The following is a 23372-nucleotide window of genomic DNA, read 5'->3' as shown; positions in this document are numbered from 1 at the left end:
AAAAGACAGCCGGAGAGCGACTGAAGCCCTATCGACTTCCCCTTCCCGCTTGAAGCTTCTAAAGGGCGCGGCATGACTGATGCCGCGCCCTCTTCCGTCCAAAGCTGGAAAGTCACCCTGCCCTGCACCCGTGCCGAGGCGGAGGCGTTGGACGGTGACATCGCGGGCTTCGCGCTCATGGACAAGCCGCCGGTGCTGATGACCAGCGAAGCGGCGCCGGATGATGAAAATGCGTGGCAGCTTGATGCCTATTTCGAAGGCAAGCCCAGCCCCGCCGCGATCAAACTGCTCCGTACCCTGATCCCCAGCGCGGGCGGCACCAAGCCCCTGATCGAACAATTGCCTGATGAGGATTGGGTAACCCTGAGCCAGCAAGGACTAGAGCCAGTCACGGCCGGACGCTTCCACATCCGCAATTTGGCCAGCGATGCGGAGCAGCCGGGCCACGTCAATTTCCTGATCGAAGCGAGCCGCGCCTTTGGCACCGGGCAGCATGAAACCACCGCAGGCTGCCTTTTGATGCTGGACCGCATGCGGCAGGTTGGCATGCGCTTTGGCAATGTGGCGGACATTGGCACGGGCACCGGATTGCTCGCCTTCGCAGCGCTCCATTTGTGGCCCCATGCCTATGCCACCGCTTCCGACATCGACCCGATCGCCGTCGACATCAGCGCGGAAAATGCCGCAGCCAACGATATCGCGGTCGGCAAGGGTCAAGGCCAACTGGCGCTGTATGTCGCGGCGGGCGTTGATCACCCTGCAATCGCGACGCGCGCGCCCTATGATCTGCTGATCGCGAACATACTCGCTGGCCCGTTGATCGAACTCGCCCCCTCGCTTTGCGCGCTCGTGGAAGAAGGGGGCACGATCCTGCTCGCCGGATTGCTGAAGGAACAGGCGGAGGCCGTTCTGTCAGCCTATCGGACTCAGGGCATGCGCCTTGCCGAGCGTGTGGACAATGGGGACTGGCCCACCTTGCGGCTGCGCAAGCGTCCCCGTATCGGCTGGAAACGCCCAACCCGGCTGGACAGGCAGGCGCGCGGTGAGGCGCCGGGGTTCGGCAGCCTCTAAAGCCGCACGAGCAATGGATGGCCCTTGCTCACTCATCCGGCTGACTAGGGCGCCGCGAACCCATTTCAAGACGTGATGCAACATTGCCACAGTTCGTTGTGCAATGCGGTATGTCGTTGTTTGTGATGCTTTACTCTTCCCGCTTAGGCTCCCTAAAGCGCGCTCAGACAACATCCGGTTACCCAGAAAAGGAGCCCCCCATGAAAAAACTGATCGCTTCGGCGTTGCTGCTTGCCAGCGTTTCCGCACCGGCCTTCGCTCAGGACGCCGTGCCCTTTTCCGGTCCCTATGTCGGCGCAGTCGTCGGTGTGGACCATGTCGATTTCAACTCGGTCGACCATGACAGCGGCCTGCTGTATGGCGGCGTGATCGGCTATGACGTCAACGTCAACGGCGCCGTGTTCGGCATCGAAGGCGAATATGCCGATTCCGACGTTAAGAAGTTCGGCGTTCGCACCGATCGCGACCTCTATGCAGGCGTCCGCATCGGCGGCGAAGTGGTGCCGAACGTCCTCGCCTATGCCAAGGGCGGCTACACCAATGCCCGCCTGGAAGACGCGCTGAACAACAACGTCAAGCTGGACGGCTACCGTCTGGGCGCCGGTCTGGAAACGACGGTTCAGGGCTTCATCGTTCGCGCTGAATATCGCTATTCGCGTTACGAGCAGATCGGTGGCGTGAACCCCGAGCGTCACCAGGGCGCGCTGATCCTCGGCTACCGTTTCTAAGACACGGCTATAGCAGAAAAAGAAGGGCGTCCCTCTCATGAGGGCGCCCTTTTCTTATACGCTCGAAAGTGACCGGCACCGCGACGCTTGCCACGCACTACCAGCGGCCTAATGTCGCCTTGCCATTCTCATCAGCGAGGCTTGCCATGACTATCTCTCGCCGCGTTACGGTTCATGAAGGCCCCGGTGGAACCTTCGAGAGCATGGCCGTCTTCGACGAAGACGCAGGCGCACCCCGGCCCGGCATCCTGCTTTTCCCTAATGCGCTGGGCACCAAGGAAGCGGACTTCGCCTACGCCGAAAAGGTCGTGGAACTGGGATACACGCTATTGGTCGCGGATATCTATGGTCAGGGCAAGCGAGCCAGCCGGAATGACCCCGACATGGCGCGCTACATGAACGAGGTTAATGCCGACCGCGCCCTGCTGCGTGACCGGCTCAACACGGCTCATTCCGTCCTCAAATCACTTCCCGAAGCGGACGCGAGCCGGACGGCCGCGATCGGCTTCTGCTTCGGCGGCAAATGCGTGCTCGATCTGGCGCGCAGCGGGGCCGACATCGCGGGCGGCGTCAGCTTCCATGGGATTTATGACGCGCCAGCTTTTCCCAACGCCGCCATCAGCGCGAAGCTGTTGGTGTGCCACGGTTGGGACGATCCCTTGGCTCCCCCAGCGGCTACGGTGGCATTGGCCGACGAACTGACGAAGGCGGGATGCGATTGGCAAATCCATGCCTATGGGAACACCGGACACGCATTCACCGATAAGGCGGTGAACATGCCGGAAAAGGGCCTCGCCTACAGCCCCGACGCGGACCACCGCAGCTTCCGGTCGATGAGAGACTTTCTCGCCGACCTGTTTAGCTAGGCGGGCTGCCGTCATGGCGGATCATCCAGCTCAAAGCCCCCCGATCATCTCCGCCAGCACTGCAAGGCAGTCCTTGGCAAGCTGCTTCGACCGTGCCGGGGACCAGCCAAATTCCGGATCGGGCAAATCATCATTGTCCTTGAAGGGCATTTCCAGCGTCATCGCGACCGCGCCGAAACGTTCGGCGACCTGATTGGTGGACATGGTCAGGTTGCCCTTGCCCGGCGCCGATGAAGGATAGCCGCGCACCGTCTGAAAATCAGGCGTCCGGGCCGCCAGCGTATCCCGAAAGCGATTATAGAGGGCGAGTTGCCGGTCGCCGAGCGAAGGGATGCCTTCAAATCCCGCCAGGAACACTGCGGCGATAGCTTCGTCGCCATGCACGTCCATGGCGAAATCGACCCCCGTCCGGTCCATCTCCTGCCGGACAAGGAAGACTTCCGGGCTGCGGTCCATCGATGGCTCGTGCCATTCACGGTTGAGGTTCACGCCCGCCGCGTTAGTCCGCAGATGTCCCCGGCGGCTGCCATCAGGGTTCATGTTCGGCGCGATATGGAATGTCGCCTTGGTGCGGAGCAGCCGGGCGACGGCATCCTCCTCGTCGCAGAGCCGTTCCAGCGCGCCTTCCATCCACCACTGCGCCATCGTCTCGCCGGGATGCTGGCGGGCGTAGAGCCAGACCTGCTTAGGCCCGTCGCCCAGCGTCAGAAGGTCGAGGGGCTGCTTGTCGAGCGTCAGGCCCAATTCCCGATGCTCGACCCCCGGTTGGCAACCAGCCCAGGCAATCAGGTCGTGGTGCCGCTCCATCGAATAAGGCGCAAAATAGGCAACCCACAGCGCGTTGCGATCCGGCGAGAGGCTGATGGTGAGGACGCCATCGGCATAGCTGGTATCCGCCTGGGTCCAGACTTCCCGATCCTCGCTGATGCGCGCCTTATAGCCCGGCCAGCCATCCGGATAGGCGGAGGTCCCGCCATTGACGATAGCCAATTCCACTTCCCGCCCGGCAACGCCCGCGATGCGGAAGTGGAACCATTGGTAGAAGTCGCTTTGCCTGTCCTTGACGATCTCCAGCTCGGCCCGGACCCTGTCGCCAGTATCGATAATGGAAAGAACGCGAATATTGCCGCTGTCGAAGGCATTGCTGATCGAGATGGTCATTTCACGGTTATAGTGCGCCCCGATTCCCCCGGATAGCCCCCGATCAACGCACTGGCGAGCTTTTGCGCGGCGATACCGGGCTGAGCGGCGGGCGTACCCTCGCGCGCCTGGGTCAATGCCCGGCCTTCCCAGATCGTCGTCGAATCGGATCGCCTGCGGATCTGCACCTGCAACTCCGTCGTCACCATATCCTTCGGCCGCCCCGAGAGGTTAATGCCGATACCCAAGCCCAGCCCTGAATAGCCGCCGCTGCCGACTGCTCCGCCAACACCCACACTCACGGGCCTGCCATCATTGCCGTAGCCGGTTGGACGGAAAGATCGGCGGAAGCCGACTGATGCGACATAGTCGCTGCGCGCTCTGGCAGGTGCAGCGATGAAACCCACACGCTGCAACTCCTGTTCAACGGCAGCGGCATAGGTCCGGAACTCCAGCCCTGCATCGGGATTGGCAGCCATTTCTTCCACCGCCAACGTTCCGCTCTGCGCCGGATTTCCGACATGAAAGCGGGTTACCTCGACGGGCGGCACCGCCGTGGCACATCCGGCGAGTGACAGGGCAAGGAATGAGGGAAGGAGTATCTGCTTGATCATGCTAATCTCCGACAAAGATGCGGCAGTCCATAGACGATGCCGAACCGGATATCCCTTCAACAGTTGAAGCCATGTCTTTGCTGCATATGGCATGAACGGGGCAAAAGTGCGGCCAGCCGCCCTTGACTTTCAGCCGCCCCACCCATAGGGGCTGCGCTTCGATTTTCCGATCACGCAAGATTCTTAGAAGGCTGACTTCCATGAAGATCCGCAACTCGCTCAAGTCGCTCAAGGGCCGTCACCGGGACAACCGCGTGATCCGCCGTCGCGGCCGCACCTATGTTATCAACAAGACCAATCGCCGCTTCAAGGCCCGCCAGGGCTAATTGAGCGAGCCGATCTCCGCCGTCATATTCGACGTCGGACAGGTTCTGTACCATTGGGAGCCTCGGCTCCTCTACGAGCGCCTGATCGATGATGATCGGGCGCTCGACGCGTTTCTGCGCGATGTCGTGTCGATGGATTGGCATTGCCAGCATGACATGGGCCGTCCGTTCTCGGAAACCAGCGCCGAACTGATCGATCGCCATCCGGAACATGAAGCGCTGATTCGGATATGGGGCGAGCGTTTCATCGACAGCGTCCAGCCTGCCGTTGCAGGCATGGCGCAATTGGTCGGCGAATTACGGGGGCGGGGCGTAGCGCTCTACGGCCTCACCAATTTCAGCGCGGAATTCTGGGATTCCTTTCACGCGCGGGAGGCGGATTTCTTCGCTAACTTTCGCGACATTCTGGTGTCTGGCGCTGAAGGGTTGGTGAAGCCCGACCCTGCCATCTACCGCTTAGCGCTCAGTCGCTTTGGCCTGCGCACCGAGGAGGCTTTCTTCATCGATGATCGGGTAGAAAATGTCGCGGCGGCGGAAGCGCTAGGCATTCGCAGCCACCTCTTCCGGGACGCAGAGACCTTGCGCCGCGATCTTGCAGCGCAAGGCCTGCTACAGCTTAATCCCGCCCTGTAAGCTCATCACCGCGAATGGCGGTGACATGCAGCACGTTGGTCGACCCCGGAGTGCCGAAGGGGACGCCTGCCAGCACCACGATCTTGCTGCCCTTCTGCGTCATATTATGCCGCAGCGCCATGCGCCGGGCCTTGCCGACCATTTCCTCGAACGTATCGATATCCTTGGTGCGCACCGCATGCACGCCCCAGGTCAGACCCAGCTTTCGGGCAGTGTCGAGCCGGGGGGTGAGCGCCAGGATCGGCGTCAGCGGCCGCTCGCGCGCCACACGGCGAACCGTGCTGCCTGATGAAGTGAAGCAGGTAATCGCGCTGGCCCCAACGACAGAGACGATGCCCGCCGCCCCTTCCGCCAGCGCGTCGGCGGTAGTCGCGTCCGGCTTGGTTTCGGTGAAATGCAGCCGGGCGAAATAGCCGGGGTCACGCTCTACGCTGTGGGCGATGCTATCCATCATCGCGACCGCCTCTTCGGGCCAATCGCCCGCCGCTGTTTCCGCCGACAACATGATCGCGTCGGCGCCATCATAGACGGCGGTGGCGACGTCCGACACTTCGGCGCGGGTGGGCGTCGGCGCCTTGATCATCGATTCGAGCATCTGCGTGGCGACCACCACCGGCCGCCCCATGCGCCGGGCCGTCGCGACAATCTGCTTCTGAAGCGGCGGCACGGCCTGGGGCGGCAGTTCGACGCCCAGGTCGCCGCGCGCGACCATCACGCCGTCGGCCAGCTCCAATATCTCCTCCAGCCGCTGGACCGCGGCGGGCTTCTCGATCTTCGCCATCAGCGCGCCATGGCCGCCCATCAGCTTGCGCGCTTCAGCGAGATCCTCGGGGCGCTGCACGAAACTCAAGGCAATCCAATCGCAGCCCTGTTCGACCGCAAAGCTCAGGTCGCGCCGGTCCTTTTCCGTCAAGGCGGGTACGGGAACGACCACATCGGGTACGTTAACGCCCTTGCGGTTCGACAGGGTGCCACCGACCTCGACCACCGTTTCGATCCGGTCATCGGACACATTCTTCACCCGCAGCACCAGCTTGCCGTCGTCCAGTAGCAGCCGGGTTTCAGGGACCAGCGCCGCGTAGATTTCCGGGTGTGGCAGGTTCACGCGCCGTGCGTCGCCCGGCGTTTCGTCGCGGTCGAGTATGAAGGATGCACCCACCTCCAGAACGGCAAGGCCGCTCTTGAACGTACCGACGCGCAGCTTGGGCCCTTGCAAGTCGCCCAATATGGTCGTCGGCCGCCCGAATTCCTTTTCCAGCGCCCGGATGGACGCGATACGCGACGCATGATCCTCATGCGCTCCATGGCTCATGTTGATGCGGAAAGCGTCTGCCCCGGCGATGAACAGCGCGCGGATCACTTCCGGCGTGTCGCTCGCGGGGCCAAGGGTCGCCAAAATCCGGACCTTGCGCGAACGGGGCGGCAGTTTCGTCATTCTCAAAAAGCTCCTGGCCGTCATGGTCGCGCCCTGGCTTGCCAGAGCGCCGTTTTCGATTATCCCTACTGCACGACAGGATGATGTAGATCAGCGAGAGGATCGCCTTGGCCGACAATATGCTCAACGATGCGGTTGCCGCAACCGCCTTCCGCCGCCTGATTGCGCATTTGCAGCACAGGACCGACGTCCAGAACATCGATCTGATGGGAACGGCGGGCTTCTGCCGCAATTGCCTCGCCGATTGGATCGCGGAAGCCGACGGCAATTTGAGCAAGGACGAAGCGCGCGAAATCATCCACGGCATGCCCTTTTCGGAGTGGAAACAGCGCCATCAGAGCGAGGCGACGCCGGAACAGGTCGCAAAGATGCAGGAGAGTGTGGCGAAGAACGCTGACAATCATTAGGAGCGTGCGCCAACCCGATTCACATTCTATCCGGAGATACATTATATGAGCGAGGGCAACGTCGCCGCCGATCAGCTACGCCTTCTTATCGAACGCATCGAGCGGCTCGAGGAAGAAAAGAAGGGCATCGGCGACGATATCAAGGATGTGTATCTGGAGGCCAAGGCGACCGGCTATGATCCGAAGATCATGCGCCAGATCGTCCGCCTGCGCAAAATGCCGCAGCATGACCGGCAGGAAATGGAAGCTATTCTCCAAACCTATCTGTCCGCGCTCGGGATGGAATAATCCATCCCTCCCCGTTCGCCCTGAGCTTGTCGAAGGGCCTTTCTTCCTACAAGACAGGCCCCTCGAACGCATCAAGACGCAGGGAGACACGTCATGTCCGAGATAATCGTCAGCACCACCAGCCGCCTCGAAGGGCGTCCGGCAAAGGAATATCTCGGCATCGTCACCGGCGAGGTGATCGTGGGCGCCAACCTCTTCCGTGACCTGTTCGCTAGTGTGCGGGACATCGTCGGGGGCCGTTCGGGCGCTTATGAGGATGTCCTCCAGCGCGCCCGCGAACAGGCCATTGGCGAGATGAGGATGCGCGCGGCGACGCTGGGCGCCAATGCCGTGGTCGGGGTCGACCTCGATTATGAAGTGCTGGGTTCGAACGGGTCGATGCTGATGGTGTCGGCATCCGGCACCGCGATCCTCGTCTAGTTGCGCTTGGGCAGGACGCCCGCTAGAGAGCGCGCTTCGGATCAGACAAGATTAGGAGCAGGCCGTGGCCGGCCATAGCAAATTCAAGAACATCATGCATCGCAAGGGCGCGCAGGACAAAAAGCGTTCCTCGATGTTCTCCAAGCTCAGCCGCGAAATCACCGTGGCGGCGAAGATGGGCATGCCCGACCCGGACATGAACCCCCGCCTCCGCCTCGCCATCAACGCGGCCAAGGCGCAGTCCATGCCCAAGGACAATATCCAGCGCGCCATCGACAAGGCGATCGGCGGCGACACGGAGAATTACGAGGAAATCCGCTACGAGGGCTACGGCCCCGGCGGGGTGGCGATTATCGTCGAAGCGCTGACCGACAATCGCAACCGCACCGCGACCAACGTCCGCACCGCCTTTTCCAAGAATGGCGGCAATCTGGGCGCGTCTGGCGCGGTCAGCCATGGCTTCGACCGCATGGGCCTGATCACGTATCCGGCGAGCGCTGGCGATGCCGATGCGATCTTCGAGGCTGCTCTGGAAGCGGGCGCGGACGATGTGTCGTCGAACGAAGACGAACATGAAATCTGGACCGCCATGGACGCGCTGCACGAAGTCGCCAAGGCGCTGGAAGGCAAGCTCGGCCCGGCCGAAGGCGCGAAGCTCGCCTGGAAGCCACAGACGACCGTCGAAGTCGATGAAGGCAGCGCCGCGACCCTGATGAAGCTGGTCGACACGCTGGAAGACGATGACGACGTCCAGACCGTGTGGGGCAATTATGAAGTGTCCGACGAGGTCATGGAGAAGCTGGGTTGATAAACACCCTCCCCTCTCCCCGGCGGGGAGAGGGTTGCCCGGCGTCGAGAATCCGGCTGCTACCTTCCCCTCTCCGAGTGCGGCTAACCGGCAAGCCGATAAGCCTCCCAATCCTCTCCCCTGAAGGGGCGAGGAAAAATCCATGATCATCCTTGGACTCGACCCCGGGCTTGGCACCACTGGCTGGGGCTTGATCGCGGCTGACGGCAATCGCCTCACGCACATCGCCAACGGGCAGATCAAGACCGACGCCGAAATGGCGCTTGCCAGCCGCCTGCTCGTACTCGACCTGGCACTCACCGACCTCATCCTTGAACATCAGCCCAATGGCGCGGCGGTCGAGGAAGTGTTCGTCAATGTGAACCCGCAATCAACGCTGAAGCTGGGGCAGGCACGCGGCGTCGTGCTGCTTGCGGCATCCCGGTCGGGGATGGAGGTTGGCGAATATGCGGCGCGGCTTGTCAAAAAATCCGTCGTCGGCGTTGGCAACGCGTCGAAGGATCAGGTCCATGCCATGGTTTCGCGGCTGTTGCCGGGAGCCAAGGTGGCGGGGCCGGATGCGTCCGATGCGCTCGCCGTGGCGATAACACATGCCCATCACCTTGCCAGCGCTCGCCGCATTCCGCGCCGCTGAGTGAGCAGATAAGCCTGGAAGCGGGATCCCGGATCAAGTCCGGGATGACGGATGTGTTCTAAGGCGGTCACTGCCAATCGAAGCTTAGCGGGGCTTCCCGAAAGGCAAAGCGGTCGAGATGGTCGGCCACGACTTGCTTGAAACGTTCCACGTCAGCACCCTCCACCGGGTCGATAGCCACCGTCAGCGTGTCTTCGTCGGCAGCCATGCGGATCGGCCCCATAGGAAAGGCGATCACGCCCTGCGCATCGAAGTCGGTTTCAAACTTGTGGCTCCAATGCTTGCACAGCTGCAGGAGATAGCGGCTGCCGTTTTTGGTCGGCACATTGGCGGTCAGGATCATGGGTCGAGCCTTTCGATCTGGCTGGCCGCTTCGTCGATCCGAGCGACGACATCGACCGTGGTTTGGGAATCGGCGCCTTCCCTTTCAAGCCGCCCACGCGCGGCCACGGAAAAATTGTGCATCGTCCGCAGCGGAGCCTTCTGCCCTCCCGCATATGAAAAAACCCGCCGGATCAAGCCCGGCGGGTTTTTGGATTGGCTAGCGAATGGTCGTCAGTCGGGCTTCTTGGCAACACTCACCAAGGCCGGGCGCAGCAGGCGATCGCGGATCGTGTATCCCGCCTGCATTTCCACCAGCACTGTCCCCGGCTCAACATCATCCGACGGCACTTCCATCATCGCCTGATGCTTGTTGGGATCAAGCGGCTGTCCAACCGACACCAGCTTTTCGATGCCATTGCGGCCAAAGACGCCTTCCAGTTCCCGGCCCGTCGCTTCGAGGCCAGCGACCAGCCCCTTGAACTTTTCATCCTCGCGCAGTTCCGCCGGGATGGTTTGCAGCGCGCGCCCCAGATTGTCCGCCACCGAGAGCATGTCCCGCGCGAACGACGTCGTCGCATAGGCGCGCGTGTCGGCCAGTTCCTTTTCAAGCCGCCGACGGACATTCTGCGTTTCGGCATGGGCGTAGAGCGCGTCCTGCTTCGCCGCCGCCAGCTCACCCTCCAGCGCTGCAAGGCGTTCAGCAGCCGCATCGCCCACAGGCGCTGCGTCCTCGGGCAGTTCGTCAACGACTTCAGTATTTTCGATATTCAGCTTGTCTTCGCTCATCTCATCAATCTCGATAACGTCTGCGCAGTGAAATCCACCATGGGGATCACCCGCGCGTAGTTCAAGCGCGTTGGGCCAATGACGCCGACAACGCCGACAACACGGCCATCGCCGCCACGGTAAGGCGCGGCTATGACCGAAGAACCGGAAAGGGAAAAGAGCTTGTTTTCCGACCCGATGAAGATTTTCGTCGCGCTGCCCGCCAGCGCGCCTTCCAGCAGGCGCGAAATCTCCTGCTTGCCTTCCAGTTGTTCGAGCAACTGGCGCACCCGTTCCAGGTCGGCGGCAGTGCCGTCATCCAGCAGATGCGCCTGACCACGCACGATCAGGACGGGACGGTCATCCGCATCCTGCGACCAGACAGCGATACCACGCGCCACCAGTTCTCGCGCCGCGCCCTGAAGCGCGGTCCTCTCGCCCTCCATCTCGCGACGCAGGGCTTCGCCCGCCTCCCTGAGCGTCATTCCGGCAAAGCGCGCGGACATGAAGTTCGCCGCTTCGTTCAGCATGCTGGGCGTCACGCCTGCGGGCATGTCGAGCACGCGGTTTTCTACCGAGCCGTCCTGTCCCACCAACACGGCCAGCGCCTGACGGCCGTTGAGCGGCACAAAGCCGAACTGGCGCATCACCGGCTCGCGCTTGGGCACCATGACGATTCCCGCGCAGGCAGAGAGGCCCGATAGCGCGGCAGTCGCTGCGGACAATGCTTCCTCGATCGGGCCACCCTCGGCAATGCCTGCCTCGATCGCGCGGCGTTCCTCGACCGAAGGCTCGGCCGCCTGCATCATGCCATCGACAAAAAGGCGCAATCCGGTTTCGGTCGGCATGCGCCCTGCCGAAGTGTGCGGGGCGGCCAGCAGTCCCAGCTCCTCCAGATCCTGCATGACGTTGCGGATCGATGCAGGCGACAGGCTGAGCGAGGCGATTTTGCTGATGGTGCGCGAGCCCACGGGCAGGCCGGTGCCGAGATAGCTTTCGACCACCACCCGGAAAACGTCGCGCGCCCGCTCATTGAGTTCGGTAACTGGTGTGACCGCCATGCGCCCCTATCTAGGCGAGCGAAGGGCCGTACTCAAGCCGGGGCTATCTGACGGCGGACGGCTTCACCATCGCGTCGATGTCCAGCATCCGGGGAACGGCCGCGATGGTGGCACGCAACTTGCCATAGCTGGCGTCCATGCATCCCGACTGGAACTCCAGCCGGGTGGTCGGCTGCTGATCCCTGGTCCATTCGATGGTGTAGCCGGGCATGTCGGTCGCGAAGCGGGTGCAATTCTCCCCGTGGGTGATGCGCCGAACTGTTCCTGCAGGAGGCCGGAATTGCGCCAGCGCGGCGCGGAAACGGCGATATTGCGCTGGCGTGACGGTGAAGCGCGTCGCACCCGGAACGGCCGTGAACCGCTCAGGCTCCAGCAAGCCTGAGCCATCAGGCGTCACCTGCAGGCTGTAACTGGGGCAGACGCCGAAACAGGGCCCAGCCGAAAAACGGATCGTGTCACCGCGGGCAGCGGGCTTTTCAAGTTCAACCCGCTCTGCCGCACAACCGGCTGTCAGGGCGGCGACCGCGAAAATCATCATCCGACGCAACTGCATGGGCGCTTCCTACCATCTTTCGCACGTATCGCCACTGGCAAGACGACGCTCCCAGCGCTAAGCCGCACCGACTGAACCCTTCGGAGAAAATTTTATGCGTCCTTCCGGCCGCGCGCCCGACCAGATGCGCGACATCACCATGGAGCCCGGCTTCACCATCCATGCCGAGGGCAGCTGCCTGGTCAGCTTCGGCGATACGCGGGTGCTGTGCACCGCTTCGGTGGAGGAGAAGGTGCCGCCCTTCCTGCGTGGCAAGGGTTCAGGCTGGGTGACGGCGGAATATGGCATGCTGCCCCGCGCCACCCATACGCGCGGCAGCCGTGAGGCAGCCAAGGGCAAGCAGTCGGGCCGCACGCAGGAAATCCAGCGTTTGATCGGCCGGTCGCTGCGCACCGTCGTTGATATGAAAAAGCTGGGCGAGCGGCAGATTGTTATCGATTGCGACGTGATCCAGGCCGATGGCGGCACTCGGACGGCGGCCATTTCCGGCAGCTGGGTGGCTTTGCGCATCGCCATCGACAAGCTGATCGCTTCGGGTGCGCTGACCGAAGATCCGATCATCCAGAAGGTCGCGGCGATCAGCTGCGGCATCTATAATGGCACGCCCGTGCTGGACCTCGACTATGCCGAGGACAGCAATGCCGAAACTGACGCCAACCTGATCCTGACCGGCGACGGCAAGTTTGCCGAAGTGCAGGCGACCGCCGAAGGCGCCGCCTATGACGAGGAGGAGCTGCTCCGCCTGCTGCGGCTGGCGCGCATCGGTTGCTCGCAGATCTTTGCTGCGCAGGACAAGGCGACGGGCCGCTAAGCGCATTCGTCCGTTCGTTTCGAGCGTTTCGAGAAATGCTATCTATGCACTACGCGCTTCTCGACTATGCTCGAAGCGAACGGGGAGAATGACATAATCATGAGCGACGATTTCGGACAGGAACAGGCGATCCGCAAGCTGGGTCCCGGCAAGCTGGTGATCGCCAGCCATAATCCCGGCAAGGTGCGGGAGATTGGCGAACTGCTAGCGCCCTTCGGGATCGAGACCGTGTCTGCGGCGGCGCTGGATCTGCCCGAACCGGAAGAAACCGGCACGACCTTCATCGCCAATGCAGAGCTGAAGGCGATGCAGGCGGCCGATCTGTCGGGGCTTCCCGCGCTGGCGGATGATAGCGGGCTGTGCGTTGAGGCACTGAATGGTGATCCGGGCATCTTCTCCGCTCGTTGGGCGGGTGAAACCAAGGATTTCAGCATCGCGATGCAGCGCGTATGGGATGCGATCGAAGCCAAGGGGCCTGATGCCGGGCATGGCGCGCATTTCATTTGCGCGTTGGCGGTGGCTTGGCCCGATGGTCATGTCGAGGTGTTTGAGGGTCGGGTTGACGGCATCCTCATCTGGCCGCCGCGCGGGGAAAAGGGCTTTGGCTATGACCCGATGTTCCAGCCGCTGGGCCACACGATCAGCTTTGGCGAGATGGAGCCGGAAAAGAAACATGCAATGAGCCATCGTTCGGATGCCTTCGCGCAGCTGGTCGCGGCTGTCTTCTAAAGAAGCGAGGCGGGCTTATTCGCCCATGCTGGCCAGACGGGAGCCGAAAGGGCTGTCGTCTGCGTCCAGCGGGCCTTTGCCAAATGCGTTGCCCGCTGGGAAATAGCGGCAGACGAGATAATCGTAATTCTGCCCTTCGGCGAGGGCGCAGCCGACCTTTTGCGTGCCGCGCCAGATCATCTGCGTATAATGGCCGACATCTTCCCAGCGGCCAGACATGCTGATGTCCGGCAATTTTCCTCCACGCCGGAACAGGCGCTTTTCATTGAGGAAAGCACCGATCATCGTCTCATATCCGTAGAGACGCCGCGGACCCATCCAAAGATTTTCACCGCTGGGAACGGCGCGGGATGCGCGCGGGGAATGTTGGAAGCGGTTGGTCACGGCCATCTGCCGGGCATATTGGGCAGCATCCTGAGCGAGGGCGCTATCCCATGCCAACGGCGTGAGGCCCAGAGATTGGCGCTCGTCATTGTGCATGCCCAGTACGACGTCGCGCAGCAATAGGTTGCCGCGTTCCGCCTCTTCCATACCGTAATAGGCGGCGGGCATGACCGTCTGGGTCGGCGCCGCCCGGCCCAACGGGGAGGCTTTCGTGGGCTGATCAGCAATGATCCCTGTCATCGCAAGCGCTGCCATTGCTAGCCGTGCGGCCCAAAGCCGTCTAAGGACGCCCCCACTCATGCCCCTGCCCCCGATCGATTCCCCGGCCTCCGCGCCTGAACCTATGGCCCTATATGTGCATTGGCCATTTTGCGTTTCCAAATGTCCTTATTGTGATTTTAACAGCCATGTCCGTGCGGACATCGATACCGATGCCTGGCGCACCGCGCTGTTGGAGGATCTGGCTCATGAAGCGGGGCTGACTGGCGGGCGGCCGCTCTCATCCATCTTTTTCGGCGGCGGAACGCCGTCACTGATGCCGCCGGAAATCGTCTCGAACATCATCGACGCTGCCGCCAGCTACTGGCGGCCCACGGCGGACATGGAAATCACGCTGGAGGCTAATCCAAGTTCGGTGGAAGCAGCGCGCTTCGCCGATCTGGCGCGTGCGGGGGTGAACCGCGTGTCACTGGGGGTGCAGGCGCTGAATAATCAGGCGCTGCATTTTCTCGGCCGGGCGCATGATGTGGACGAGGCGCTGGCTGCGCTGGATGTCGCGCAGTCCGAATTCGACCGGGTGAACATGGACCTGATCTATGCGCGGCCCGACCAGAGCGAGGCGGACTGGGAGGCGGAGCTGGCGCGCGGCCTGTCTTTTGGCACCGATCACCTGTCGCTTTATCAACTGACGATCGAGCCGGGCACGCGGTTTGCCACGCTCGTTGCTCAGGGGAAACTGACGCCTGCTGACCCGGACCATGCGGCGACCCTCTATGAGCAGACGCAGGCCATGACCGAGGCGGCCGGACTGCCCGCCTATGAAATCAGCAATCATGCGAAGCCCGGTCAGGAGAGCCGCCACAACCTTACCTATTGGCGCTATGGCACCTATGCCGGGATCGGTCCCGGCGCGCATGGACGGCGCGAGGGGATGGCGACGCTTCGCCACAAGAAGCCGGAAAACTGGATGGGCGCGGTGGGCCGGAATGGCCACGGGCTGCAAAGCGAGGAAGTGCTGACGCCAGAAGATCGCGGGCGTGAAGCGCTGCTGATGGGATTGCGGCTTGCGGAGGGCGTCGATCTTGATCGCATCTCGGCGCTATCCGGTATCCCCGTCGAGCAGTTGATTGATGAAGCTGCCATTGCGCGGCTCGCCCAACTGGACCTGATCGAGCGCAAAGGGCCGCATCTGAAGATTACGCCAGCAGCCATGCTGCTACTGGACGCTATCCTTCCAGAGATCGTTAAGGTCTGACTGCTGCGATTCAGTTAGCCGCTGCGACGCCTTCGTCGGTCATCAGCTGCTGAAGCTCACCAGCTTCATACATTTCCATCATGATGTCGCTGCCGCCGACAAATTCGCCCTTCACATAGAGCTGGGGGATGGTCGGCCAATCCGAAAAAGCCTTAATGCCCTGCCGAACCAGCTGGTCCTGCAGCACATCTACGGATTCATAGGCGACGCCCAGATGATCGAGGATGGCAATTGCACGACTGGAAAAACCACATTGCGGGAACAGAGGGGTGCCCTTCATGAAGAGCACGACGTCATTGCTATTCACAATATCGGCGATCCGTTGATGCACGGCGTCGGTCATGGTCGGTCCAGTCCTGTCGGGCGCTGAAAAATTGCAGGCAGCGCGCATGAAAAATGATAGCGGTTAGTTGGGAACGGCAGTGGTCAGTTGCAAGGCATGGAGCACGCCGCCCATGCGACCGCCAAGCGCAGCATAGACGGCGCGCTGTTGCGCGACCCGGCTCATGCCCCGGAAGCTTTCCGCCACGACGCGCGCCGCATAATGATCGCCATCACCGGCGAGATCGGTAATTTCGACCTCCGCGTCCGGAATAGCCGCCCGGATCATATCGGCAATGTCTTGCGCAGCCATCGGCATGGGGGGCGTCCGTCCTGCTTACTGGGCTTCGATGAACTGGCGGCGCGCGATCACCTGCTGCTCTTCCAGAGCCGCTCGCACGCCCGGCTCGTCAATGTCTACGCCAGCTTGGGTCATATCACCCACGAGCTTGCGGATGACATCTTCATCGCCCGCTTCTTCGAAATCGGCCTGCACTACGGATTTGGCATAGGCGTCGGTCTCTTCCGGCGTCAGGCCCATACGCACTGCGGCCCATTCGCCGAGCAGCCGGTTCCGCCGCGCCTGGATGCGGAACTGCATCTCCTGGTCATGGGCGAACATATTTTCAAAGGCCTTTTCGCGGTCGTCGAAAGTCGTCATGCCTGTGCCTTGTCAAAAAGAAGCTGAAGTCTGGGATGAGATAGGAAGATCGAGACGGTTACGCAACGGCAGGAACAAGCCAGGGCCGCAGCCCGGCGTCCTTCGCCTCGAACTGGCTGATCGTATCGGCCTGCCCCAAAGTCAGCCCGATCTCGTCCAGCCCGCCCAGCAGGCAGTGCTTGCGGAACGGGTCGATTTCGAACTGGAACCGGTCCTGAAACTGCGTCGTGACGGTCTGATGTTCCAGATCGACATGGATCGGATCACTCTTCGCGACCTCCATCAGCCGGTCGATCGCTTCCTGCGGCAGAACCACGGTAAGGATGCCGTTCTTAAACGCGTTGCCCGAGAAAATGTCGGAGAAGCTAGGCGCAATCACCACCTTGATGCCAAGGTCGGCTAGCGCCCAGGCGGCATGTTCGCGGCTGGACCCGCAGCCGAAATTGTCGCCCGCGATAAGTATGGGGCTGCCAGCATATTCCGGATCGTCAAAGACGTTGCCCGGTTCCTTGCGCAGCACTTCGAACGCGCCCTTGCCAAGGCCCGAGCGCGAAATGGTCTTCAACCAATGCGCCGGAATGACGATGTCGGTATCGACATTCTTCATCCCGAACGGATAGGCCTTGCCCTCAACGATATTCAGCTTGTCCATCAATGCGCCCGCTTGGTCTCCAGGCGGCGGCTGTCTTCCGCACGCCCGAGGGTCGCCGCCATGGCGGCACTGGCCAGCGCGCCGAGCGCCAGCACCCAGAATACCTTCTTCATGCGACCACCTCTCCCTGTTTTTCGTTCAGCAATTCTCGCACGTCGGTCAGATGTCCGGTGATGGCGGCAGCGGCTGCCATGGCGGGGGATACGAGATGAGTGCGCGAACCGGGGCCTTGGCGGCCCATGAAGTTGCGGTTGCTGGTGGAAGCACAGCGCTCGCCGGCAGGCACCTTGTCGGGATTCATGCCCAGGCACGCTGAGCAGCCCGGTTCGCGCCATTCGAACCCGGCATCGGTGAATATGCGGTCGAGCCCTTCGGCTTCGGCCTGCTGCTTCACCAGACCCGATCCGGGAACGACCAGCGCCTGCTTGATGCCGCTGGCGATATGCTTGTCCTTCAGCAGGGCGGCGGCGGCGCGCAAATCTTCTATGCGGCTGTTGGTGCAGCTGCCGATGAAGATATGTTCGACCGTCACGTCCTCCATCCGCTGTCCGGCGGTGAGGCCCATATAGTCGAGGGACTTCTGCGCGGCGGCGCGCTTGGACGCGTCGGCGAAGCTTTCCGGATCGGGAACGACGCCAGTCACCGGCACGACGTCCTCGGGGCTGGTGCCCCAGGTCACGTTGGGCACGATGTCGGCGGCATCGATGACGATCGTTTTGTCGAACTGCGCGCCTTCATCGGTCGCCAGCGTCTTCCAATAGGCGACGGCGGCATCCCAATCGGCGCCCTTGGGCGCCATGGGACGGCCCTTCAGATAGGCAACGGTCTTCTCATCCGGGGCGAACAGGCCCGAACGCGCGCCTGCCTCGATCGACATGTTGGCGACGGTCAGGCGGCCTTCGATCGACATGTCGCGGAAGACAGAGCCGCGATATTCCATGACGTAGCCGGTGCCGCCCGCCGTGCCGATACGGCCGCAGATGGCCAGCGCCACATCCTTGGGCGTAACGCCGAAGCCCAGTTCGCCTTCGACGACGACTTCCATGGTCTTCGATTGCTTGAGCAGCAGGGTCTGCGTGGCGAGCACATGCTCAACCTCGGAGGTGCCGATGCCGAAGGCCAGCGCGCCTAGCGCCCCGTGCGAGCTGGTGTGGCTGTCGCCACAGACCAGCGTCGTGCCCGGCAGGGTGAAGCCCTGCTCCGGCCCCACTACGTGAACAATCCCCTGTTCAAGATCCGCATCGCCGATCAGGCGAACGCCGAACTCCGGCGCATTTCTTTCCAGCGCGGCAAGCTGCTGCGCGCTTTCTGGATCGGCGATGGGGATGCGGTTGCCCTGCGCATCGCGGCGGGGCGTCGTGGGCAGATTGTGATCCGGAACAGCGAGCGTCAGATCGGGGCGGCGCACCAGGCGGCCCGCTATCCTTAGACCCTCGAAGGCCTGGGGACTCGTCACCTCATGTACGAGGTGGCGGTCGATATAGATGAGGCAGGTTCCATCGGGACGGCGTTCAACGACATGCGCGTCCCAAATCTTCTCGTACAGCGTGCGGGGCTTGACCATAACCCTTTCCCCCTAGACCCAGAGGGGGCGCAGCGAAAGGGGGCATGGGACCAATATTTGCTGTTCCCGGGGATAGCAGGCTTGCAAGGGGCGAGTCAGGACGCGCGGTAATCCTGCATGATGCGGCCAGCGGCACCGACATCCGCCTCATGGCTTTCCTCCCGCCAGGTTTCGGCGAGAGCAGCGGCCTCCCATTCCCGCATTGCGGGGTGGGCCAGCATGTGATCGACCCATCCGTGCGCCACTGGCCCGACGTTCAGGTCATAGGTCCGTACCCGGAATGCGACGGGCGCGTAGAAGGCGTCGATCGCGGTGAAGGCTGGCCCGGCGAGGAAGGGGCCGCCAAAGCGCTTCAGCCCCTCCCCCCACAATTCCGAAAGCCGCGCTATGTCGCGGTTCAGCTGTGGCGAGGGCAGGTCGCGTTCGACTCGCACGCCGACATTCATGGGGCATTCGTTGCGCAGGGTCGCAAAACCGCTGTGCATTTCCGCAACGGCGCTTTGGGCGAAGGCGCGGGCGGATTCCTCCTGTGGCCATACGGCAGGGTGGCGATCGGCAAGATAGAGGGTGATGCCGAGGGAATCCCACACCGTCCGATCGCCATCGATCAAGGCCGGCACCTGGCCGGTTGGTGAAAAGTTGCGGAAGGCAGAGTAATTTATGCTCTGCACAAAGGGCTCAAGCCGATCCGCGAAGGGAATGCCGAGCGCCTTCATCAGCACCCAGGGACGCAGTGACCAGCTGGAATAATTCCGGTTCGCGGTAATGAGCGTGTAGGGCATGGGGGCTCTCCCGTCGGGTCTGACACCTTCAGGGTAAGCGTCCAGCCGTTCGGGCGAAAGCACAAAGCGGGCTTGACGGTGATTAGAAAAGCCTGCCGCCGGGATCACCGGAGGCAGGCTTTCTCTCATCGACAGCGGGCGATTAGCGCAGGCGACCGAGCCGGTGATACAGGTTGGCGAACTTCACCGACTCCGGCGTGTCTTTCACCTTCTGCAGATAATCGGCCACCGCCGTCCTGAGCAGCGAAAAATCCTCGGTCGAGAAAACCGCGCGGGACCTCGTGGGTTCAGTCATTTCGTCCTCCTTTCCTTGGTTCTTCAAGCTGCGAACTGGTTCATCGTATTGTGGCTGCCGCCAGCCTTCAGTGCTGCCTCACCGGCGAAATATTCCTTGTGATCATCACCGATGTCGCTGCCCGCCATATTCTGGTGCTTCACGCAGGCGATGCCCTCGCGGATTTCGCGGCGCTGGACGCCCTCAACATAGCCGAGCATCCCGGCGTCGCCGAAATATTCCCGCGCCAGATTGTCGGTCGACAGCGCAGCCGTGTGATAGGTCGGCAGCGTGATGAGATGATGGAAGATGCCCGCCCGCGCTGCGGCGTCCTTCTGGAAGGTGCGGATCTTTTCATCAGCCTCACGGCCAAGGTCGGTGGCATCATAGTCTGCGCTCATCAGGCGGGCGCGGTCATAGGCGGAAACGTCCCTGCCCTGTGCCTGCCAGCTGTCGAACACCTGTTGGCGGAAGTTCAGCGTCCAGTTGAAGCTCGGCGAGTTATTGTAAACCAGCTTGGCGTTCGGGATGACCTCGCGGACGCGGTCCACCATGCCCGCAATCTGTTCGACATGGGGCTTTTCGGTTTCGATCCACAGCAGGTCTGCGCCGTTCTGAAGCGAGGTGATGCAATCCAGGACGACCCGGTCCTCGCCGGTTCCGGAGCGGAACTGGAAAAGGTTTGATGCCAGACGCTTGGGCCGCAGCAGCTTGCCGTCGCGGGCGATGACGACATCGCCGCGCAGGGTCGATGGATCGGCGACCTCTTCGACATCGAGGAAGCTGTTATACTGGTCGCCAAGGTCGCCCGGCTCGCGGCTGAAGGCGATCTGCTTGGTGAGACCGGCGCCGAGCGAATCGGTGCGGGCGACGATAATGCCGTCATCGATGCCGAGTTCGAGGAAGGCATAACGGCAGGCGCGGATCTTCGCGAGGAAGTCCTCGTGCGGAACGGTGACCTTGCCGTCCTGATGGCCGCACTGCTTTTCGTCCGAGACCTGATTCTCGATCTGGAGCGCGCAGGCGCCCGCCTCGATCATCTTCTTGGCGAGCAGATAGGTCGCTTCGGCGTTGCCGAAACCTGCGTCGATGTCGGCGATGATCGGGACGATGTGGGTTTCGTGATTGTCGATCGCGTTGGTGAGGCGATGGACCTCAACTTCATTGCCCGTCTCGCGGGCCTTGTCGAGGTCGCGGAACAGCATGCCGAGTTCGCGGGCATCCGCCTGGCGCAGGAAGGTGTAGAGTTCCTCGATCAGCGCGGGGACGCTGGTCTTTTCATGCATCGACTGATCCGGGAGCGGGCCGAATTCGGAACGCAGCGCCGCGATCATCCAGCCGGAGAGGTAGAGATATTTGCCCTTGGTCGTGCCGAAATGCTTCTTGATGCTGATCATCTTCTGCTGGCCGATGAAGCCGTGCCAGCAACCCAGCGACTGGGTGTAGTTCGCCGGGTCGGCATCATAAGCGGCCATGTCGCGGCGCATGATCGCGGCGGTGTAGCGGGCGATGTCGAGGCCGGTGGGGAAGCGATTCTGGAGACGCATTCTGGCGACCGAATCGGCGGCGATGCCATTCCAGTTGGACTCTTCGCCCAGCAGGGAGGAGGCGCGGGTGATTTGTTGGGCGTAGGTCATGGGAATCCCCTGAATGAATTGGCGAATTAAAATCGTTCTGGGGGAGGATGACCTGGGGCGGGAGGGGGTGTGAGGTTCAGTTGTCGATCTTTACAAACTTTCCTTGTAGAGTTGTAATGTCTGCACAGGAGCGCAATCGAACATGGCCAAGGATCGTCCCGTCTATATGGGGCCGCGCTTGCGGCGGTTGCGGCGGGAGTTGGGGCTGACCCAGTCCGATATGGCGGCGGACCTTGAAATCTCCGCCTCCTATGTTGCGCTGCTGGAGCGGAACCAGCGGCCGTTGACGGCGGACATGCTGCTGCGGCTGGCGCGCACATACCGGATGGACATGAGCGAGCTGGCGGGCGACGGCGGCGCGGAGCAGACGGCGCGGTTGCAGGCAGCGTTGAAGGACCCGATGTTTGCCGACATCGACCTGCCCGCGCTGGCCATGCAGGATGTCGCGATCAACTATCCGGGGTTCAGCGAAGCGCTGCTGCGGCTGCACACCGCCTATCGCGAGGAGCAGATGGCGCTGGCCGACCGGAGCGGCGATCGCGCCGACGCACCCGATGAAGCGCCCGACCCGGCGGCCGAGGCGCGCCGATTCCTGGGCGCGCGGCGCAACAGTTTTCCGCCGCTGGACGATGCGGGGGAAAGGATCGCCGCGCAGATCGAACAAGCAGGCGGCACGGCAGCATGGCTGAAAAGCAAGCATGGCCTGCGCGTCCGGCGCCTGCCGCCCGATGTCATGGCGGGGTCGATGCGGCGGCTGGACCGGCATCGCGACGCGGTGCTGATCGACGATGCGCTGGACGGCGCGAGCACCGCCTTTCAGCTGGCGATACAGATCGCCTATCTGGAGATGCGCGCGGACATGGAGTCCCTGCTGAAGGACGGGCAGTTTTCCAGCGCAGGTGGACGGCAGCTGGCCCGCCAGGGCCTCGCCAATTATGGCGCCGCCGCCATATTGATGCCCTATGCGGCCTTTGCCAAGGCGGTGGAGGCGCGGCGCTACGATGTCGAGGCACTGGCCCGGCAATTCGGGACGAGCTTTGAACAGACGGCGCACCGACTGACCACGCTGCAAAAGCCGGGGCACGAACGCGTGCCTTTCTTCTTCCTGCGCGTCGATAGGGCGGGCAATGTCAGCAAGCGGCTGGACGGCGCAGGCTTTCCCTTTGCGCGGCATGGCGGATCATGCCCGCTCTGGTCGATCCATCATGTGTTCGAGCGGCCCGGCGACGTGGTGACGCAATGGCTGGAACTGCCCGACGGACAACGGTTTTTCTCGATCGCGCGGAGGGTGACGGCGGGCGGCGGCGGCTGGGGCGCGCCGCGTGTGGAGCGGGCGATCGCGCTCGCCTGCGCGGCCGAACATGCCCATCGGCTGATCTATACGCAGGGACTTGGGGCGTCCGAGCCGACGCCGATCGGACTGACATGCCGCCTGTGCCACCGGAGCCAGTGCATGGCGCGATCCGCGCCGCCCATCGGGCGTGAAATGCTGCCGGAGGACTATCGCCGGGGCTACGCGCCTTTCGGCTTTGCCGACGGTTGAGCAGCGCCGCAACCGCCGCACGAGCGATCCCGGTCGCTTCAGCCAGCGGCGCGCGTCTGCGGCGCCGACGAATCAGCAGGAGTCGCGAGCCAGTCGAGAGCCTCCTGCTCGGTTTCGAAATAGCCGTAGGTTGTGTTCATATTTTGCAGCCGTCTCGTCTGCATCCGCAGGAGCACCGAAGGCGAGACTACGGCGATGCGGCCGGTATCCGAATCCTTGTGCGTGTAGGAGAGGCGACCGAGCGCTTCGCTGACTTCGGGGGTATGGATTTCCGTGCGGCAGGTATTGACCAGAACGTCGCACGACGGATCCGCCGCGCGGACTTCTTCCTCGAGCGCGCGGCCGAACTGATCGACCGCATCCAGATTCCAGAAGCCGTAAGTGGTGATATGTAGCAGCTTGCGATCGCGGTCATAATCGCCCTCGAAAAAGCCTTCCAACTTCTGCACAAGCCCTCCTAATCCAGA

32 protein-coding genes are annotated in these 23372 nt (G+C 62.6%); 14 read left to right on the top strand and 18 right to left on the bottom strand.

The window, feature by feature from the left end; genetic code table 11:
* The first annotated feature begins 72 nt into the window (after nt 1-72).
* From ACYU81_RS09810 to ACYU81_RS09800, 3 genes are all read left to right on the top strand, one after another.
* Nucleotides 73-1071, top strand: a complete 999-nt coding sequence (locus ACYU81_RS09810; protein ID WP_460987474.1) for a 50S ribosomal protein L11 methyltransferase — start codon at nt 73-75, stop codon at nt 1069-1071.
* A gap of 200 nt (nt 1072-1271) precedes the next feature.
* Nucleotides 1272-1799 carry a porin family protein gene (locus tag ACYU81_RS09805; RefSeq protein ID WP_460987473.1) on the top strand — a complete coding sequence of 176 codons (528 nt, stop codon included), beginning with the start codon at nt 1272-1274 and terminating at the stop codon, nt 1797-1799.
* A gap of 146 nt (nt 1800-1945) precedes the next feature.
* On the top strand, nt 1946-2665 hold the full coding sequence (locus ACYU81_RS09800; protein WP_460987472.1) for a dienelactone hydrolase family protein: 720 nt from the start codon (nt 1946-1948) through the stop codon (nt 2663-2665).
* A gap of 30 nt (nt 2666-2695) precedes the next feature.
* Here the strand turns inward: ACYU81_RS09800 and ACYU81_RS09795 are convergent, their stop codons facing one another.
* Nucleotides 2696-3826: a M14 family metallopeptidase gene (locus ACYU81_RS09795; protein WP_460987471.1), complete on the bottom strand. Its 1131-nt coding sequence runs from the start codon at nt 3824-3826 to the stop codon at nt 2696-2698.
* Complete coding sequence (locus tag ACYU81_RS09790) at nt 3823-4419, bottom strand: hypothetical protein (protein WP_460987470.1); 597 nt, start codon at nt 4417-4419, stop codon at nt 3823-3825. The genes ACYU81_RS09795 and ACYU81_RS09790 overlap by 4 nt, the downstream gene beginning before the upstream one ends.
* Nucleotides 4420-4619: 200 nt before the next feature.
* Between ACYU81_RS09790 and ykgO the strand changes: the two genes are divergently transcribed.
* Nucleotides 4620-4745: a type B 50S ribosomal protein L36 gene (gene ykgO / locus ACYU81_RS09785; protein WP_004210176.1), complete on the top strand. Its 126-nt coding sequence runs from the start codon at nt 4620-4622 to the stop codon at nt 4743-4745.
* Nucleotides 4746-5378: an HAD family hydrolase gene (locus ACYU81_RS09780; protein ID WP_460987469.1), complete on the top strand. Its 633-nt coding sequence runs from the start codon at nt 4746-4748 to the stop codon at nt 5376-5378. It abuts the gene before it with no gap.
* Here the strand turns inward: ACYU81_RS09780 and pyk are convergent.
* Nucleotides 5362-6813, bottom strand: coding sequence for a pyruvate kinase (pyk, locus tag ACYU81_RS09775; RefSeq protein WP_449471167.1), 1452 nt, complete (start codon nt 6811-6813; stop codon nt 5362-5364). The genes ACYU81_RS09780 and pyk overlap by 17 nt on opposite strands.
* A gap of 119 nt (nt 6814-6932) precedes the next feature.
* Between pyk and ACYU81_RS09770 the strand changes: the two genes are divergently transcribed.
* From ACYU81_RS09770 to ruvC, 5 genes are all read left to right on the top strand, one after another.
* Nucleotides 6933-7220 carry a DUF1244 domain-containing protein gene (locus ACYU81_RS09770; RefSeq protein ID WP_460988161.1) on the top strand — a complete coding sequence of 96 codons (288 nt, stop codon included), beginning with the start codon at nt 6933-6935 and terminating at the stop codon, nt 7218-7220.
* Nucleotides 7221-7265: 45 nt separating this feature from the next.
* Nucleotides 7266-7508, top strand: coding sequence for a DUF2312 domain-containing protein (locus ACYU81_RS09765; protein WP_449471166.1), 243 nt, complete (start codon nt 7266-7268; stop codon nt 7506-7508).
* A 93-nt stretch (nt 7509-7601) separates the two neighbouring features.
* Nucleotides 7602-7928 carry a heavy metal-binding domain-containing protein gene (locus tag ACYU81_RS09760; RefSeq protein WP_174525906.1) on the top strand — a complete coding sequence of 109 codons (327 nt, stop codon included), beginning with the start codon at nt 7602-7604 and terminating at the stop codon, nt 7926-7928.
* Nucleotides 7929-7992: 64 nt separating this feature from the next.
* On the top strand, nt 7993-8736 hold the full coding sequence (locus ACYU81_RS09755; protein ID WP_449471164.1) for a YebC/PmpR family DNA-binding transcriptional regulator: 744 nt from the start codon (nt 7993-7995) through the stop codon (nt 8734-8736).
* Nucleotides 8737-8878: 142 nt separating this feature from the next.
* Nucleotides 8879-9370 (top strand): crossover junction endodeoxyribonuclease RuvC, encoded by a 492-nt coding sequence (ruvC, locus tag ACYU81_RS09750; RefSeq protein WP_460987468.1) that lies wholly within the window; start codon nt 8879-8881, stop codon nt 9368-9370.
* 67 nt (nt 9371-9437) lie between these two features.
* Here ruvC and ACYU81_RS09745 read toward each other — a convergent pair whose 3' ends face one another.
* From ACYU81_RS09745 to ACYU81_RS09725, 5 genes are all read right to left on the bottom strand, one after another.
* Nucleotides 9438-9713 (bottom strand): DUF2218 domain-containing protein, encoded by a 276-nt coding sequence (locus ACYU81_RS09745; RefSeq protein ID WP_460987467.1) that lies wholly within the window; start codon nt 9711-9713, stop codon nt 9438-9440.
* Complete coding sequence (locus ACYU81_RS09740; protein ID WP_460987466.1) at nt 9710-9835, bottom strand: hypothetical protein; 126 nt, start codon at nt 9833-9835, stop codon at nt 9710-9712. The genes ACYU81_RS09745 and ACYU81_RS09740 overlap by 4 nt, the downstream gene beginning before the upstream one ends.
* Nucleotides 9836-9925: 90 nt before the next feature.
* Entirely contained in the window at nt 9926-10480 is a 555-nt protein-coding gene (locus tag ACYU81_RS09735; RefSeq protein ID WP_449471158.1) for a nucleotide exchange factor GrpE, read from the bottom strand.
* On the bottom strand, nt 10477-11520 hold the full coding sequence (gene hrcA, locus ACYU81_RS09730) for a heat-inducible transcriptional repressor HrcA (protein WP_460987465.1): 1044 nt from the start codon (nt 11518-11520) through the stop codon (nt 10477-10479). The genes ACYU81_RS09735 and hrcA overlap by 4 nt, the downstream gene beginning before the upstream one ends.
* A 43-nt stretch (nt 11521-11563) precedes the next feature.
* Nucleotides 11564-12073 (bottom strand): DUF6438 domain-containing protein, encoded by a 510-nt coding sequence (locus ACYU81_RS09725; RefSeq protein ID WP_460987464.1) that lies wholly within the window; start codon nt 12071-12073, stop codon nt 11564-11566.
* 94 nt (nt 12074-12167) lie between these two features.
* Here ACYU81_RS09725 and rph point away from each other — a divergent pair, with 94 nt between their 5' ends.
* Together rph and rdgB are read left to right on the top strand one after the other, a co-directional pair.
* Nucleotides 12168-12884 (top strand): ribonuclease PH, encoded by a 717-nt coding sequence (rph, locus tag ACYU81_RS09720; protein ID WP_460987463.1) that lies wholly within the window; start codon nt 12168-12170, stop codon nt 12882-12884.
* A 99-nt stretch (nt 12885-12983) separates the two neighbouring features.
* The gene (rdgB, locus tag ACYU81_RS09715) at nt 12984-13613 is read left to right on the top strand and encodes an RdgB/HAM1 family non-canonical purine NTP pyrophosphatase (RefSeq protein WP_460987462.1); all 630 of its coding nucleotides are present in this window, start codon (nt 12984-12986) and stop codon (nt 13611-13613) included.
* A 15-nt stretch (nt 13614-13628) separates the two neighbouring features.
* Here rdgB and ACYU81_RS09710 read toward each other — a convergent pair whose 3' ends face one another.
* Complete coding sequence (locus tag ACYU81_RS09710) at nt 13629-14237, bottom strand: CAP domain-containing protein (RefSeq protein WP_460987461.1); 609 nt, start codon at nt 14235-14237, stop codon at nt 13629-13631.
* 58 nt (nt 14238-14295) lie between these two features.
* Between ACYU81_RS09710 and hemW the strand changes: the two genes are divergently transcribed.
* On the top strand, nt 14296-15471 hold the full coding sequence (gene hemW / locus ACYU81_RS09705; RefSeq protein ID WP_460987460.1) for a radical SAM family heme chaperone HemW: 1176 nt from the start codon (nt 14296-14298) through the stop codon (nt 15469-15471).
* 10 nt (nt 15472-15481) lie between these two features.
* Here hemW and grxD read toward each other — a convergent pair whose 3' ends face one another.
* The 8 genes from grxD to ACYU81_RS09665 form a co-directional block, all read right to left on the bottom strand.
* On the bottom strand, nt 15482-15814 hold the full coding sequence (grxD, locus tag ACYU81_RS09700; RefSeq protein WP_449471149.1) for a Grx4 family monothiol glutaredoxin: 333 nt from the start codon (nt 15812-15814) through the stop codon (nt 15482-15484).
* 63 nt (nt 15815-15877) lie between these two features.
* Nucleotides 15878-16111 carry a BolA/IbaG family iron-sulfur metabolism protein gene (locus tag ACYU81_RS09695; RefSeq protein ID WP_460987459.1) on the bottom strand — a complete coding sequence of 78 codons (234 nt, stop codon included), beginning with the start codon at nt 16109-16111 and terminating at the stop codon, nt 15878-15880.
* An 18-nt stretch (nt 16112-16129) separates the two neighbouring features.
* On the bottom strand, nt 16130-16453 hold the full coding sequence (locus tag ACYU81_RS09690) for a DUF1476 domain-containing protein (protein WP_460987458.1): 324 nt from the start codon (nt 16451-16453) through the stop codon (nt 16130-16132).
* A 58-nt stretch (nt 16454-16511) separates the two neighbouring features.
* Entirely contained in the window at nt 16512-17105 is a 594-nt protein-coding gene (leuD, locus tag ACYU81_RS09685) for a 3-isopropylmalate dehydratase small subunit (protein ID WP_460987457.1), read from the bottom strand.
* A 109-nt stretch (nt 17106-17214) separates the two neighbouring features.
* On the bottom strand, nt 17215-18669 hold the full coding sequence (gene leuC / locus ACYU81_RS09680; RefSeq protein ID WP_460987456.1) for a 3-isopropylmalate dehydratase large subunit: 1455 nt from the start codon (nt 18667-18669) through the stop codon (nt 17215-17217).
* Nucleotides 18670-18764: 95 nt separating this feature from the next.
* Entirely contained in the window at nt 18765-19451 is a 687-nt protein-coding gene (locus ACYU81_RS09675; RefSeq protein ID WP_460987455.1) for a glutathione S-transferase family protein, read from the bottom strand.
* 142 nt (nt 19452-19593) lie between these two features.
* Nucleotides 19594-19746: a hypothetical protein gene (locus ACYU81_RS09670; protein WP_449471143.1), complete on the bottom strand. Its 153-nt coding sequence runs from the start codon at nt 19744-19746 to the stop codon at nt 19594-19596.
* A gap of 23 nt (nt 19747-19769) precedes the next feature.
* A complete protein-coding gene (locus ACYU81_RS09665) occupies nt 19770-21362 on the bottom strand; it encodes an isocitrate lyase (protein WP_460987454.1) in 1593 nt (530 codons plus the stop codon).
* Between the two features lie 142 nt (nt 21363-21504).
* On the opposite strand from ACYU81_RS09665, the gene ACYU81_RS09660 reads away from it, so the two are divergent.
* The gene (locus ACYU81_RS09660) at nt 21505-22905 is read left to right on the top strand and encodes a helix-turn-helix domain-containing protein (protein WP_460987453.1); all 1401 of its coding nucleotides are present in this window, start codon (nt 21505-21507) and stop codon (nt 22903-22905) included.
* Between the two features lie 38 nt (nt 22906-22943).
* Here ACYU81_RS09660 and ACYU81_RS09655 read toward each other — a convergent pair whose 3' ends face one another.
* Entirely contained in the window at nt 22944-23354 is a 411-nt protein-coding gene (locus ACYU81_RS09655; protein WP_460987452.1) for an STAS/SEC14 domain-containing protein, read from the bottom strand.
* Nucleotides 23355-23372: the final 18 nt, after the last annotated feature.

The sequence above is a fragment of the Sphingobium sp. TomTYG75 genome, from assembly GCF_054771635.1.
The sequence above is the reverse complement of the archived record's forward strand: the minus strand, read 5'-3'. Positions and strand labels throughout refer to the sequence as shown.

Excerpts from the sequence above, each read along its gene's own strand:
- ACYU81_RS09805 (WP_460987473.1), top strand. The coding sequence starts at position 1,272 with ATGAAAAAACTGATCGCTTCGGCGTTGCTGCTTGCCAGCGTTTCCGCA.
- ACYU81_RS09670 (WP_449471143.1), bottom strand. The coding sequence starts at position 19,746 with ATGACTGAACCCACGAGGTCCCGCGCGGTTTTCTCGACCGAGGATTTT.
- hemW (WP_460987460.1), top strand. The coding sequence starts at position 14,296 with ATGCCCCTGCCCCCGATCGATTCCCCGGCCTCCGCGCCTGAACCTATG.
- ACYU81_RS09740 (WP_460987466.1), bottom strand. The coding sequence starts at position 9,835 with ATGCACAATTTTTCCGTGGCCGCGCGTGGGCGGCTTGAAAGGGAAGGC.
- grxD (WP_449471149.1), bottom strand. The coding sequence starts at position 15,814 with ATGACCGACGCCGTGCATCAACGGATCGCCGATATTGTGAATAGCAAT.
- pyk (WP_449471167.1), bottom strand. The coding sequence starts at position 6,813 with ATGACGAAACTGCCGCCCCGTTCGCGCAAGGTCCGGATTTTGGCGACC.
- leuD (WP_460987457.1), bottom strand. The coding sequence starts at position 17,105 with ATGGACAAGCTGAATATCGTTGAGGGCAAGGCCTATCCGTTCGGGATG.
- ACYU81_RS09725 (WP_460987464.1), bottom strand. The coding sequence starts at position 12,073 with ATGCAGTTGCGTCGGATGATGATTTTCGCGGTCGCCGCCCTGACAGCC.
- rdgB (WP_460987462.1), top strand. The coding sequence starts at position 12,984 with ATGAGCGACGATTTCGGACAGGAACAGGCGATCCGCAAGCTGGGTCCC.
- hrcA (WP_460987465.1), bottom strand. The coding sequence starts at position 11,520 with ATGGCGGTCACACCAGTTACCGAACTCAATGAGCGGGCGCGCGACGTT.
- ACYU81_RS09810 (WP_460987474.1), top strand. The coding sequence starts at position 73 with ATGACTGATGCCGCGCCCTCTTCCGTCCAAAGCTGGAAAGTCACCCTG.
- ACYU81_RS09770 (WP_460988161.1), top strand. The coding sequence starts at position 6,933 with ATGCTCAACGATGCGGTTGCCGCAACCGCCTTCCGCCGCCTGATTGCG.
- ACYU81_RS09710 (WP_460987461.1), bottom strand. The coding sequence starts at position 14,237 with ATGACAGGGATCATTGCTGATCAGCCCACGAAAGCCTCCCCGTTGGGC.
- ACYU81_RS09760 (WP_174525906.1), top strand. The coding sequence starts at position 7,602 with ATGTCCGAGATAATCGTCAGCACCACCAGCCGCCTCGAAGGGCGTCCG.
- ACYU81_RS09765 (WP_449471166.1), top strand. The coding sequence starts at position 7,266 with ATGAGCGAGGGCAACGTCGCCGCCGATCAGCTACGCCTTCTTATCGAA.
- ruvC (WP_460987468.1), top strand. The coding sequence starts at position 8,879 with ATGATCATCCTTGGACTCGACCCCGGGCTTGGCACCACTGGCTGGGGC.
- ykgO (WP_004210176.1), top strand. The coding sequence starts at position 4,620 with ATGAAGATCCGCAACTCGCTCAAGTCGCTCAAGGGCCGTCACCGGGAC.
- ACYU81_RS09690 (WP_460987458.1), bottom strand. The coding sequence starts at position 16,453 with ATGACGACTTTCGACGACCGCGAAAAGGCCTTTGAAAATATGTTCGCC.
- ACYU81_RS09695 (WP_460987459.1), bottom strand. The coding sequence starts at position 16,111 with ATGCCGATGGCTGCGCAAGACATTGCCGATATGATCCGGGCGGCTATT.
- ACYU81_RS09790 (WP_460987470.1), bottom strand. The coding sequence starts at position 4,419 with ATGATCAAGCAGATACTCCTTCCCTCATTCCTTGCCCTGTCACTCGCC.
- ACYU81_RS09800 (WP_460987472.1), top strand. The coding sequence starts at position 1,946 with ATGACTATCTCTCGCCGCGTTACGGTTCATGAAGGCCCCGGTGGAACC.
- ACYU81_RS09795 (WP_460987471.1), bottom strand. The coding sequence starts at position 3,826 with ATGACCATCTCGATCAGCAATGCCTTCGACAGCGGCAATATTCGCGTT.
- ACYU81_RS09665 (WP_460987454.1), bottom strand. The coding sequence starts at position 21,362 with ATGACCTACGCCCAACAAATCACCCGCGCCTCCTCCCTGCTGGGCGAA.
- ACYU81_RS09675 (WP_460987455.1), bottom strand. The coding sequence starts at position 19,451 with ATGCCCTACACGCTCATTACCGCGAACCGGAATTATTCCAGCTGGTCA.
- rph (WP_460987463.1), top strand. The coding sequence starts at position 12,168 with ATGCGTCCTTCCGGCCGCGCGCCCGACCAGATGCGCGACATCACCATG.
- ACYU81_RS09735 (WP_449471158.1), bottom strand. The coding sequence starts at position 10,480 with ATGAGCGAAGACAAGCTGAATATCGAAAATACTGAAGTCGTTGACGAA.
- ACYU81_RS09660 (WP_460987453.1), top strand. The coding sequence starts at position 21,505 with ATGGCCAAGGATCGTCCCGTCTATATGGGGCCGCGCTTGCGGCGGTTG.
- leuC (WP_460987456.1), bottom strand. The coding sequence starts at position 18,669 with ATGGTCAAGCCCCGCACGCTGTACGAGAAGATTTGGGACGCGCATGTC.
- ACYU81_RS09745 (WP_460987467.1), bottom strand. The coding sequence starts at position 9,713 with ATGATCCTGACCGCCAATGTGCCGACCAAAAACGGCAGCCGCTATCTC.